Genomic DNA, 11,968 nt, shown 5'->3' on the forward strand with positions numbered 1-11,968 from the left:
TAACGCGAATACAGAATATGAGAAGCTTAAGTTTTTGATTGTTGTTTTAAAATAGAGCTTGTGACTTAAGATGAAAAGACCGTTTCACTAAAAGACACAAGACTAAAGATTTGATTCTGCGTAAATGCAAATTAGAATAAATTAATTATTGCTTTTTAAGAAGTCAAGTAGGAAAAACTTTGAACCTTAGGAATATTATTTAAAATAAGCTTTTATGAGAAATTAGTTGGGTTATGATGAATAATAATAATTGAAGTTAAATTATTTATTCTTCAGTATTAATGTTGTTTTTGTCCGAGCTAGCTTTAGTGCAAACGATGTTTAAAATATAAGCAACTCCTTTGACTTCTTTATAGAGAATTTTATAATCTCTAACCACAATCCTTCGATATTCAGGGAAAATGTCATCTTTTTGGTATTGCTTTGAAAATACTATTTGCTTTGAAGCATCTATTATAGCTTTTCTCACAATACTTCTTGCCGATTGCAGATTTTTATAGCGATAATCTAAAATTTTAGTGAGGGATTCTCTTGCTTGACGTGTCCAAGCAACTTTGCTAACCTTATCTAGCATTTAAATGTCTTCTTGTTCAAATTCTTCTGCAGAGATATAATCGCCTTTAGTTATTTGCAATTCAGCGGTGTCTAAGGCTTTTTTGTAGTCATGACGAGACATGGGAGCTCCGTCAGGGTGATAAGCTACAGTTTCATTTTTAATGTAACCTTCATATAAAGCATCAACCAACTGTAAAAAACGATCATCGACCGTTTTTATAGATTTCTTCCACTTTTCTCTTAATTCGAATGCTTCCATAACAATAACTATTGCAATTAATATCTAATGCTGACTGAAAAGTCAATAATATTTATCAGTAAGTTGAAAATATATCAACAAGCTCAATAATACAGCATGTATGTTTTTCAGAAAAACTCTGATATAAACTGGAATAAAGATACAACAATTGCATTAAAAAGACTAAAATCTAACCTTGAACATCATGTGGTTTACCTTTAGAAAATGCGTTTACATAAAAATTGTCTCTTAATAATTGTTAACCATGGGGTGTTGATATTTAGTGTTTAAGCTTTTTCAAAATATGACGAGCACGCGCTTTAAAAGCAGCACTTTGGCTAGCAAAATCACGATCTAAAATGATTTTTAATTCAGGGTGCACCCAATCGTATTCTTTGCCAAGCATAAAAAGTGTCGTCATACCATAGGCTTTGGCGGCTACTTTTTCGTCGTTAATCATGTAATCAAAACAGGTTTCAATAATACGTTCTTTGTGGGTTGCTGTTAATGATGTTTTAACGGCATGCGGTTCTTTCCCCGTGTAGCTCAAGGCTATAAGTTCGCAGATTTTTGCCACCGGACGCACCGCTGAGTCGATATGTACCTTATGAATATTTTCAGTAAATAGACTCAAGTAGGGCAGAAGCGGTTCTAGATTTAATCTGCACACAGCCTCTAATACCCAACCTGCTTTTGATGAGATTTTATCGTCAACCACAAAAAGTACTTCTAAGAGTTGAGGTACCAGTTCGGGGTTGTCTAAAATTAAAAGGGCATAGTGTAAACGCTTTTCTTTGGAGTGGTCTACCTTATTTAATTCCTCGTAAAGTTGAGAAGTAGTCAAATGCTTTTCTTATTTTTAATGCCTAAAACTAATCAAAATGAAGATATTAAAAAAGATCCTGTTAGCCTTATTGGTATTATTTGTTATCGCTCAGTTTTTTGGGCCTAAAAAAAATGAAGGTGATTTAAAATCTATCGAACCTTTTTTGGCAGAGACCAATCCGCCAGCAGATGTAAAGCGTATTTTGGAAGAAACTTGTTATGATTGCCATAGTGATGTAACCCGTTACCCATGGTACAACAATATTACGCCTGTTAATTTTTGGTTGGCAAGTCATGTAAAAGACGGAAAAAAGCATTTAAATTTTTCTGATTGGGTAGATAATTCAACAAAGCGTAAAGACCACAAATTTGAGGAACTTATTGAAATGGTTGAAGAAAAAGAAATGCCTTTACCATCATACACATGGACGCATTCTGAAGCCAAACTTAGCGACGCTCAAATAGCTTCTGTAATTAATTGGGCAAAAACCGTTCGTATTAAATATGGTTTGGAGCCGAAAGCGGAATAATAATTAATAGTGAACAGTTAATAGTGAATAATTAACAGTTAACAAATAATAATGAAAAGTGAACAGTGTTTCTTTTTATAGGATAACGATATTTTTTGTTAGTAAGTTGTTGTTTCTTTTTTCAGCTTTTGTTTGGTATTTATATTGTGTTTGCCAAATTTTTAGTCAATAGTCAATAGTCAATAGTCAATAGTCAATAGTCAATAGTCAATAGTCAATAGTCAATAGTCAATAGTCAATAGTCAATAGTCAATAGTCAATAGTCAATAGTCAATAACCAATTGTCCAACCAACTACTCATCATCGGATTCGTATGGCCAGAACCTAAAAGTTCTGCGGCTGGTAGTAGGATGATGCAGCTTATTGAGGCGTTTCAAAAAGCGGATTATAGCATTACTTTTGCAAGTCCATGTGCTAAAAGTGATAACGCGTTTAATTTAGATAGTATCGGCGTTTCACAAGTGGCAATTGCACTTAATAATTCCAGTTTTGATGAATTTATAGCCAATTTAAATCCTGATGTGGTCTTATTCGATCGTTTTATGATGGAAGAACAATTTGGATGGCGTGTGTCTGAAAATTGTCCGAATGCTATAAAAATTTTAGATACTGAAGATTTACATTGCTTAAGAAAGGGTAGGCAACAGGCTTTTAAGGATAAACAGATTTTTGATACGTCCTATTTATTTAACGATGTGGCAAAACGCGAAATTGCCAGTATTTACAGGTGCGATTTGAGTTTAATGATTTCGGAAGTGGAGATGGATATTCTGAAAAATCAGTTTAAAGTCGATGGGTCACTCTTAGTTTATCTGCCATTTTTATTAGAGACTATTTCCGCGGAAGCGATAAAAAAACTTCCAACATTTGAAAACCGCGACCATTTTATAACCATTGGAAACTTTTTACATGAACCCAATTACAACGGCGTTTTGTACTTAAAAGAAACCATTTGGCCGCTTATAAAAAAACAATTACCACAAGCCGAACTTCATATTTACGGTGCTTATGCTTCTCAAAAAGTGACCCAATTGCATAACGAAAAACAAGGCTTTTTTATAAAAGGTTTTGCTGAAGATGTTCATGAGGTCATGCAAAAAGCCAAAGTGTGTTTGGCGCCTTTACGTTTTGGTGCTGGCTTAAAAGGGAAACTCATTGATGCCATGCAAAATGGTACGCCCTGTGTGATGTCTAGCATTGCTGCGGAAGGCATGTTTGGTGATTTTGAACCCAATGGTTTTATAGCAGATGATGCTCAAACGTTTGTAGGTAAAGCTGTTCAACTCTACAAAAATGAAACACTTTGGACTGAAAAACAACACCATGGTTTTCCGGTGATTAATGAACGGTTTAATAAGCAGCAGCACGTTAACCTGTTTTTTGAAGTTTTAGAAAACACATTAATACACCTTCACGACAAACGCTTGCATAATTTTACCGGACAGATGTTACAACATCATACCATGCAAAGTACCAAGTTTATGAGTAAGTGGATTGAAGCAAAAAATGCTTAATAATCTACATCCTTATAAATATGCTTTTTACTCCATATCGGGAGGTGTGCCAGGACTTACAGTCCCTTCTTTAAACCATACTTCTGTGTAGGCTCCGTTTTGATATTGTTTCGCAATATCACCATTAAAATGATCGGATCCTGTACTCCAAACCATATTGTCTTCCGGGTTTTTACCATTCGATTGGTTGTAAGCCCCTTGTTTAAAATATTGCATTTCGTTTGAGTAAGCCGTTTCACGCTCGACACCGTCACGACCAATACTAGCGTATAAAGTCCATATTTGTTTTGGAATATCGGCTTTTGTAGCAAAATCTGATTTTGTTAAATCTTTGGTGAATTTTACCGTTTCGTGGCCTTCACTTGTAAATGTTAAATACATGATGCCTTGATAAACGTTGATTTCGTATGTAAAGGTTTCTCCTAAAGCAATCCCGTCCTTTGGTTCTTCGGGGAAGGTGGTTGGGGTTTCTCCAACTACCGACATATCGTAACCCCAAACCGTGGTAGAATAATCCCATCGTTTCGAGTTATCGCCTTTCGTATTGATTTCATAGTTCCAAAAAACAGAGCCTTTCGTGTGGCCAGGAAATTTCTTGTAGAATATTTTTAGAGGTTCATTCTCGTGTCCTTCATCACTATGAATTTGTCCAACGACGGTTGAAAAAGAAGCCGCTACACGTGCATCTCCACTTGTAGAAACATGCATTACTTTTAAGGTTCCTGTTAGTTTGCCTCCCGTTTCTGGAGTCCAATGGGCTTTCTGACCTAATTCGGTTCTCGTGTTACTAGAGGTTCTAGAAGTAATTCCTGAATTTGGGGTTTTATAAACCACCCAATTAGTATCTTGATCGTTCGCTACATAAAAGAAATCTTCATGCTCGTAGTTTTTTAAATCTTTCGACGATTCGCCATTACCCAAAAGAATTTTCCATTGGTCCATAAAAGGAATCACATCACTAGGATAAACCTTGCTTTCTTCGGTTTTCACAATGGCGTTTTCGGTAGTTTTCTTTGCCTTATTAACGCAACTAGTTAATGACATGATAGCGCAAATAAGGGCTAAAGGGAATACTTTTCGACTTATGGAATTCATGATTTTTAGTATTTAGATTGTTCTTGTAAAGATACGAGTTAAGCTTGATGTGTATTAGAGTTCACTTTAATGATTTGCCTTTAAAATCGGCATTAATTTACGAACGCCTACGGTTGCAGTTTCAGCCATAACAATTAAGTTTTTTCTACTGCTGATATTCGGCTTAGGGTCTATAAAATAGGTTGGGGTGTTTTCGGGAACATAGTCTTTTAATCCTGCAGCGGGATAAACTTGCATGGACGTGCCAATAATCATTAAAATATCGGCAGTTTCACAAATATCAATGGCTTTGTCCATCATAGGAACGGCTTCTCCGAACCATACGATATGCGGACGTAATTGATGGCCTTTTTTGCAAAGATCACCTAGAAGAATATCGTTTTCCCATGGCATGATATCGTTTTCATCAAAGCAGCTTTTTACCTTTCGTAACTCGCCATGTAGGTGAATCACGTTACTGCTTCCAGCACGTTCGTGTAAATCGTCTACATTCTGAGTGATAATGCTCACTTTGAAATCTTTCTCTAACTCAGCCAAATCAAAATGCGCTTGGTTGGGTTCAACCTCAAACAATTGTTTGCGTCGCTGATTGTAAAAATTGAGCACCAATTCAGGGTTGGCAGCAAAACCTTCGGGTGTGGCAACCTCCATAACATCATGACCTTCCCACAAACCATTGGCATCTCTAAAAGTGTTTATACCGCTTTCGGCGCTAACGCCAGCTCCTGTAAGTACAACAAGGTGTTTCATCTGTTTGTATTTATTGTTTTAATAGTCAGATGTAGCATCCATATAATCATATTTAAGCTATTATATTAATTAATTGGATGTTTCATGTTATAAAGATAGTTTTTTGTTTCAGCGAAAGCCTTAATCTTTTATAGATTTAATTCATCATAATTAACGAGGTGCTTTATTCTGAAAAACAATACTCATGGATTAAAGTTTCAATCTCATTAGTATCATAAGTCTTATCATACTTATATTCGTTGGCCTTTGCTAAAGCCTCACAAGCTTTAACTTGGTCGTTTAGATCTTTGTAAATTATTGATAAACATCTGTGTGCGTATGAATTTGCAGGGTTTTCATCTAAGGCCCTTAATAAATCTTTAATCCCTTCGTCAGGCCGTCCTAATTTATAATATAATTCACCTCTTGTTGCCCAGATCGTCTTCTCTTCATGTATGTTTTTTTCGCTTAGTTTATGGCTTCTCTGATCTGCTATGGTTTTCTCAATAAAACTTAAAGCTTTTTGATAGTCGCCTGTTTCTAAATAAAGTTTTGCTTTATTAAAAAAAGCGTGATAATTATTAGGGTTTATTTCATGACACTTATCGAGGTATTTTAAAGCTAAATCATAATCTTTAACTTGTAACAACAAGTTGCCAATATTGTTTAACACAGCTTGGTTATCGTGTTCAATAGCTAAGGCCTTAAAGTTGTATTTGAGCGCATTTTCATAATCTTCTATAGCTATGTAATCTAATGCCATAGTATGGTAAATAGACCTCTCTGCAGATTGCCTAATCCATTCTGGGCTAACCTTGGACAATATGAGATTAAAATCCTCTAAAGCCTGATCGTGAAACCCAAGCTTTGAATTGAGTTTAGCCCGTCTATAGGTCCAAGATAAATAGTTTGGCCCGAAAGGTAAATTGGCGTTGCAAATTTTTAATTCTTTATAATCACGCTTTCCTTTAAGTTCTTTTCCTTCTAGCGAATAGTCTATTCGTTTTTTTACAATATCATTTTTATACTTCCAAATAGTTTTAATATTGCCATTAGGGAAATAGAAATTGGCGATGCTATCATGATGTCCTTTAGAATTAAAAACAAAGTTAGATTGTAAAGCGCCACTTTTATAGTAAGTTTTATACCCAAGAAGCTTTCCTTCTTCAAAATTACGTACTACCCTAATGTTACCATTTTTGTAGTAAGATTCAGTAGGAAATCCCATATATAATTTTGCTCTTTGAGAAAAGCTTGGAAGTGTATTTAGAAATATAAAGCATCCAATTATAATTTTAACCATATTTTTCTTCATTTTTCAAAAATACATTTTAAAACTAAATTTGGAAATTAAATTATAAAAACCTGTTAAGTATGTATTTAAATGCTGATAAAATTTAATTATATAATAATATAACCGCTTTTTTTGCTCACCTTGTGAAATATAATTTTATCATTTATAATGTCCTGCTTAGAAGAAAGTTGAGTTTTTTTCACAATGTTTGGTGCATCTTGGCTAGGTCACACCTGATAATTCTTTGTACTTCATTATTTTTACTTTATGATTGATTTAAAACTTCTTGAACACTTAGAGTCTTACCTCACCGAAAACCGCAAGCAACGTTTTGATACCGTACTACCACAGCGCACAAAACATTTTACCGTAGCCACAGAAGATGTATATCAACTTCACAATACAAGTGCTGTGATACGAAGTTGCGATGTTTTTGGCATTCAAGAGGTGAATATTGTTGAAGAGCGCAATTCTAAACGCATTGATAGAGAAATTGCTATGGGTGCCCAAAAGTGGGTCGATTTAAATCGCTATCATCATGTGAAAAGTTGTATTAGCGATTTGAAACAAAAGGGCTATCAAATTGTTGCCACAACACCGCATACAAACGATTGTGAATTGCATGATTTCGATGTGACTAAAAAATCTTGTTTTTTCTTCGGAAGAGAAACAGAAGGATTGTCTCAAGAAGTTTTAGATGAAGCCGATTGTTTTCTAAAAATTCCAATGGTGGGCTTTACTGAAAGTTTGAATATTTCGGTGTCTGCTGCTATTATTTTACAGCATGTGACTACAAAATTACGACGAAGTGATATCCATTGGGAACTCTCTGAAAATGAAATTAATGAAAAGCGCTTAGATTGGTGTAAGAAGACCTTGAAGAGCTATGATGATATTGTGGCTCGGTTTTATGAAAAGTTGTAAAATTTCAAAGTTTCAAAGTTTCAAAGTAACAAAGTAACAAAGTAACAAAGTTAAAAGGGAGGAATAACACTTCGACGAGCTCAGTGTGACAATGTTTGTTTTTAGGCTTAATCGTTGAAAGTAATTTGCATATAGCTTAAGGCCTTACGCTAAAACGAACAAGCGCTTAGTTTTTACCCGATTATACAGTTAAACACATCAACAATTAAACAGCAAAAAAGATTTAGATTTTACGATTTCTACCACGGCTCAGCACCTTGTACTCTTCGTAGCACTCGCTAATGGCGTCAAGAATTTGTAGGTCGTTTGCTGTTTGAATAAAACCTTTGGAGTAGTTACATTGACTCACAATTTCGTCCAAATCCACACGATCTACTTGTAGTAAAACGGTAAGCATTTCTCTGTCGAAACGTGACGCTAAGAGGTTTCTAATTTCATCATCCTCTTTCATTTTCTTTAATTTCTTAAGCTCATTTGGTTTTTTACCAAACATGCGGTGTAAGAAATCGGCAGGATTAAATAGAGATCCTACCACTTTGGTTAGACCAGATTCTTTACTGGCTTCGTAGCCTGTGCCTTCTAGTCCAGATATGCTGTATCGGTAATTGTCGTTAACAGCAGGAACTTGAGCAATATCGACTTCTAAATAGCCTGTAAGTTTTAATTGATTTACAACCACTTCCTCTAAAGCTAAAGCCAATTCGGTTAATTCGATATTCGAACTACCAAATTTTAACCAGTCATTGGTAACACGTACTTTAATAGATTTAAAACCCAGATATGAAAAGTGAAGGGTATCGTTAACTTTTGCAGAAATAGAGAACTCACCTTTACTATTAGTGGTAGTTCCAATCACCTGATTAAGGTTTACAATATTTACGCTTTCTAAAGGCTTATCGGTTGAAGCGTTAATAACCACACCTAAAACCCTGTCAGCTTCTTCTTGTGAGAAACCCACGGTAGAAATAAGTAGTACAGTTAATAAGATGAGGTAACGTTTCATAAATCCTTTTAGTTGATTATGGGATAAAAGTAATAAACAATAAGTTTGAAAGATAGGTATCTTTTTTATTTTGACTAAAAATTAACAAAATAGTTTAATTCGTTTAAGCTATAGGCTATGTGCAATATGCAGTAAGCCTAAAGCATATTGCTTATAGCTTACTGCCTACAGCTATATTTTATCTTCTAGAACGTCTTGGTCTATCGAAGTTTCCTCCGCCAGAATCCGAGCGTCTAGGTTTTGAACTTCCTTCGCTACGACGTCTTTCACTTCGGTTTCCCGAAGCACCTTTACGATCGTCACGTCTTCCTCCAGCGCGTTTTCCGCCATCACGACGTCCGCCGCCGCCGCCACGTCTGTCATTACGTCTTCCACCACCACGGTTTTCAGACACTTCAACGTTTACAAAACGACCTTCATGTTTAAAATCGGTGAAAAAAGATAATACCTTTTCTTTTGCTTCATTTTCAGTATTAAAGAAAGAAAAACTGTCTTTTACTTCAACTTTAAAGACATCATCTCTACCAAGTTCTAGTTTCTCTTTTAAGAAGTCTTTCAACTGCATCCAATCGAAACCATCTTTACTACCAACGTTTATAAAGTAGCGTGTCGAATCCGATTTTCCTCCTTTAAAATCTCTCCCGCCTTCACGACCACCATCTCTATCATAAGAACCTTCAGCAATATTTAGGTTTTTAGATTTGTTATAGTAATTGAAGAAACGTGTAAACTCAACCGAGAAGAATTTTTTAATTAATTCATCTTTAGAAGTATCAGCGAACTTTTCATTAATTTCCGTAAGGTACTTTTCAATTTCTGGGTTAACCTCAGTATTATGAATTTTATTGGCTAAAGACATCAACTGAACTTCGCAGATTTCCATACCATCTGGAATTTCTTTCTTATCAAACTGACGTTTAATAATACGCTCGATACTTTTAATTTTACGTACTTCACTTTTAGAAACAATGACCATAGAAACCCCTGTTTTACCAGCACGTCCGGTACGACCAGAACGGTGGGTATAGGTTTCAATTTCGTCTGGTAATTGGTAGTTTATAACGTGTGTTACATCATCAACATCAATACCACGAGCCGCAACATCGGTTGCAACAAGCATTTGAATTTGATTTTTACGGAAGGCATTCATGACTAAATCACGTTGATTCTGACTCAAATCGCCGTGTAAAGCCCCTGCATTGTAGCCATCTTCAATAAGTTGTTCGGCTACTTTTTGAGTATCACGTTTTGTTCTACAGAACACCACAGAAAAAATATCTGGGTTAGCATCTGCTAAACGTTTTAAAGCTTGGTAACGGTCTCTAGCGTTTACTAAATAGTATTCGTGAGATACATTACTGGTACTTTCATTTTTATTTCCAACGGTAATTTCTTGCGGATCGTGCATGAAGTTTTTTGCAATAGCAGCAACTTCTCTAGGCATGGTTGCAGAAAATAACCAAGTACTTTTGTCGGTTGGTGTGTGCGATAAAATATCGGTAATATCCTCCTTAAAGCCCATGTTTAACATCTCATCGGCTTCATCTAAAACCGCATATTGAATTTTAGAAATATCAACCATTCTTCGGCTAATCATATCTTTCATACGACCTGGAGTCGCTACAATAATTTGTGCGCCACGCTTAATATCTCTGGCTTGATCGGTAATGCTAGATCCACCGTAAACAGCAACCACATTTAAACCTTTACAATATTTACCATACAATTTCATTTCGTTGGCAATTTGTAAACAAAGCTCACGTGTAGGTGATAAAATTAAACCTTGGGTGGTGCGGCTATCAACATCGATTTTTTCTAACATTGGGAAACCAAAAGCGGCTGTTTTTCCTGTTCCCGTTTGGGCTAGGGCCACTAAATCGCCTTCAGATCCTAATAAAATAGGGATGGCTTTGGCTTGAACCTCACTAGGTTCTGTAAATCCTAAATCTGTAATAGCTTGTAATAGGTCGTTATTAAGACCTAATTCTTGGAATGTGCTCATTCTATATGTAAGTATTCGATTGTTTTATGTGGTGTTACATAAGAAGCGAATCGACATACTTAACCTTAAACTTCTAGTAACACATCCTCACTCTGAGGAATTTAAACCCATTTTTCTGAGTTTCAAGCGGCAAAGATAGTCTTTTATTTTAGAATGACATTAATTTGTGATATCCTTATGAATTAAGGCTGACTAAGCAGGAAGTTTATCGTCAACCTGAACTTGTTTCAGGTTCTCATAACTGCTGTGAATCAGTAGCGTGAGATTCTGAAACAAGTTCAGAATGACGTGATAAGGCCATTTAGGGACAGTTGCTATGAATTAAGTTGATTACTTTCGATAAAATCGGGTTGTTATTATCCTTTTTCCAAACCGCCGAAAGTGAGGTGCGCTGCGGAATCATATCCAAATCTATAAACTTAAGATTGCTGTTTTCTGAAGATTTTAAAGATTTAGGCACGATGGAAATTCCGAAGCCGTTTTCAACCAATTTATATATAGAATCGGCATGTATGGTGTTGTGCGAAGTAATGGGGGTGAAGCCGCTATCGTCGAAAATCCCCATAACTTTTTCATAATAGGCGGCACTGTATTCAGGATCAAATAAAATGAAGGATTCGTTTTTTAACTGACTCACACTTTTGAAGGTGTCGTGAGAAATGCTGTGGTTTTTGGGTAGCACTAAACAAAAGGGTTCTTTTAAAACCAGTTGACTGGATAAGCCTCGCGGAATACGTTCCAAACGCACAAAACCTATATCAATATCTTGAGCCAACAAACCATCTATTTGCTTGATATTATCCATTTCCTTTAAACTGAACAATACATTGGGGTGGTTTTTTGTAAACTTGATAAGCAATTCGGGGATAATTCGTTGCATGGCCGAACCCACATAGCCGAAATTCAGTTCACCATCCTTACCGTCTTCCAAAAGTTTGGCGTGATGTAAAATGTTATCGAGTTGCTTCAGGTTTTTGGAGAGCTCTTCTTGTAAATATTGGCCAGCAAGGGTGAGTTGCACATTTCGGTTGTGTCGGTGGAAAAGCGTTATGCCTAGGGCGTCCTCCATTTCTTTAATCTGTCGGCTTAACCCAGGCTGCGATATGTAAAGCCTTTCGGCAGCCTTTCGGAAGTGTAATTCTTCGGCAACAGCCAAAAAATATTTGATATGTCTTAGTTCTATTTGATAACTCATAGTTATTAATTGGTTAAACTAATGATCTTATTTGGTATCAAAATTATCGATAATTTTGTAATTG

General features: G+C 35.7%; 12 protein-coding genes. 3 read left to right on the forward strand and 9 right to left on the reverse strand.

All coding sequences use genetic code 11. The features are described 5' to 3' along the window. Positions 1-265 precede the first annotated feature (265 nt). From JJL45_RS08045 to JJL45_RS08055, 3 genes are all read right to left on the reverse strand, one after another. Complete coding sequence (locus tag JJL45_RS08045; RefSeq protein ID WP_068602974.1) at positions 266-574, reverse strand: type II toxin-antitoxin system RelE/ParE family toxin; 309 nt, start codon at positions 572-574, stop codon at positions 266-268. Continuing rightward, a complete protein-coding gene (locus tag JJL45_RS08050) occupies positions 575-814 on the reverse strand; it encodes a hypothetical protein (RefSeq protein WP_068602973.1) in 240 nt (79 codons plus the stop codon). A 259-nt stretch (positions 815-1,073) separates the two neighbouring features. Further along, entirely contained in the window at positions 1,074-1,637 is a 564-nt protein-coding gene (locus tag JJL45_RS08055) for an adenylosuccinate lyase (protein ID WP_068602972.1), read from the reverse strand. Between the two features lie 37 nt (positions 1,638-1,674). Between JJL45_RS08055 and JJL45_RS08060 the strand changes: the two genes are divergently transcribed. Both JJL45_RS08060 and JJL45_RS08065 read left to right on the forward strand, forming a co-directional pair. After that, positions 1,675-2,148, forward strand: coding sequence for a heme-binding domain-containing protein (locus JJL45_RS08060; RefSeq protein ID WP_068602971.1), 474 nt, complete (start codon positions 1,675-1,677; stop codon positions 2,146-2,148). Between the two features lie 281 nt (positions 2,149-2,429). Further along, on the forward strand, positions 2,430-3,662 hold the full coding sequence (locus JJL45_RS08065; protein ID WP_068602970.1) for a glycosyltransferase: 1,233 nt from the start codon (positions 2,430-2,432) through the stop codon (positions 3,660-3,662). A gap of 27 nt (positions 3,663-3,689) precedes the next feature. On the opposite strand, the gene JJL45_RS08070 is transcribed toward JJL45_RS08065, so the two are convergent. The 3 genes from JJL45_RS08070 to JJL45_RS08080 all read right to left on the reverse strand — a co-directional run bounded on the left by JJL45_RS08070 (position 3,690) and on the right by JJL45_RS08080 (position 6,714). Continuing rightward, the gene (locus tag JJL45_RS08070; RefSeq protein ID WP_068602969.1) at positions 3,690-4,757 is read right to left on the reverse strand and encodes a polysaccharide lyase family 7 protein; all 1,068 of its coding nucleotides are present in this window, start codon (positions 4,755-4,757) and stop codon (positions 3,690-3,692) included. 66 nt (positions 4,758-4,823) lie between these two features. Further along, on the reverse strand, positions 4,824-5,507 hold the full coding sequence (locus JJL45_RS08075; protein ID WP_068602968.1) for an SIR2 family NAD-dependent protein deacylase: 684 nt from the start codon (positions 5,505-5,507) through the stop codon (positions 4,824-4,826). A 163-nt stretch (positions 5,508-5,670) separates the two neighbouring features. Further along, positions 5,671-6,714 carry a tetratricopeptide repeat protein gene (locus tag JJL45_RS08080; RefSeq protein ID WP_202664367.1) on the reverse strand — a complete coding sequence of 348 codons (1,044 nt, stop codon included), beginning with the start codon at positions 6,712-6,714 and terminating at the stop codon, positions 5,671-5,673. 333 nt (positions 6,715-7,047) lie between these two features. Here JJL45_RS08080 and JJL45_RS08085 point away from each other — a divergent pair, with 333 nt between their 5' ends. Beyond that, a complete protein-coding gene (locus JJL45_RS08085) occupies positions 7,048-7,704 on the forward strand; it encodes a TrmH family RNA methyltransferase (RefSeq protein ID WP_068602966.1) in 657 nt (218 codons plus the stop codon). 223 nt (positions 7,705-7,927) lie between these two features. Here the strand turns inward: JJL45_RS08085 and JJL45_RS08090 are convergent, their stop codons facing one another. The 3 genes from JJL45_RS08090 to JJL45_RS08100 form a co-directional block, all read right to left on the reverse strand. After that, positions 7,928-8,707: a carboxypeptidase-like regulatory domain-containing protein gene (locus JJL45_RS08090; RefSeq protein ID WP_067148441.1), complete on the reverse strand. Its 780-nt coding sequence runs from the start codon at positions 8,705-8,707 to the stop codon at positions 7,928-7,930. Positions 8,708-8,885: 178 nt separating this feature from the next. Continuing rightward, entirely contained in the window at positions 8,886-10,709 is a 1,824-nt protein-coding gene (locus JJL45_RS08095; protein WP_068602965.1) for a DEAD/DEAH box helicase, read from the reverse strand. 301 nt (positions 10,710-11,010) lie between these two features. After that, entirely contained in the window at positions 11,011-11,904 is an 894-nt protein-coding gene (locus JJL45_RS08100) for a LysR family transcriptional regulator (protein ID WP_068602964.1), read from the reverse strand. Positions 11,905-11,968: the final 64 nt, after the last annotated feature.

Origin of the sequence: Tamlana sp. s12 (assembly GCF_016767215.1) — a bacterium.
GTDB classification, from domain to species: domain Bacteria; phylum Bacteroidota; class Bacteroidia; order Flavobacteriales; family Flavobacteriaceae; genus Pseudotamlana; species Pseudotamlana agarivorans.

Bases quoted from the DNA above. Each gene is read 5' to 3' on its own strand.
- JJL45_RS08085 (WP_068602966.1), top strand. From the start codon at position 7,048: ATGATTGATTTAAAACTTCTTGAACACTTAGAGTCTTACCTCACCGAA.
- JJL45_RS08095 (WP_068602965.1), bottom strand. From the start codon at position 10,709: ATGAGCACATTCCAAGAATTAGGTCTTAATAACGACCTATTACAAGCT.
- JJL45_RS08080 (WP_202664367.1), bottom strand. From the start codon at position 6,714: ATGGGATTTCCTACTGAATCTTACTACAAAAATGGTAACATTAGGGTA.
- JJL45_RS08060 (WP_068602971.1), top strand. From the start codon at position 1,675: ATGAAGATATTAAAAAAGATCCTGTTAGCCTTATTGGTATTATTTGTT.
- JJL45_RS08070 (WP_068602969.1), bottom strand. From the start codon at position 4,757: ATGAATTCCATAAGTCGAAAAGTATTCCCTTTAGCCCTTATTTGCGCT.
- JJL45_RS08050 (WP_068602973.1), bottom strand. From the start codon at position 814: ATGGAAGCATTCGAATTAAGAGAAAAGTGGAAGAAATCTATAAAAACG.
- JJL45_RS08100 (WP_068602964.1), bottom strand. From the start codon at position 11,904: ATGAGTTATCAAATAGAACTAAGACATATCAAATATTTTTTGGCTGTT.
- JJL45_RS08090 (WP_067148441.1), bottom strand. From the start codon at position 8,707: ATGAAACGTTACCTCATCTTATTAACTGTACTACTTATTTCTACCGTG.
- JJL45_RS08045 (WP_068602974.1), bottom strand. From the start codon at position 574: ATGCTAGATAAGGTTAGCAAAGTTGCTTGGACACGTCAAGCAAGAGAA.
- JJL45_RS08075 (WP_068602968.1), bottom strand. From the start codon at position 5,507: ATGAAACACCTTGTTGTACTTACAGGAGCTGGCGTTAGCGCCGAAAGC.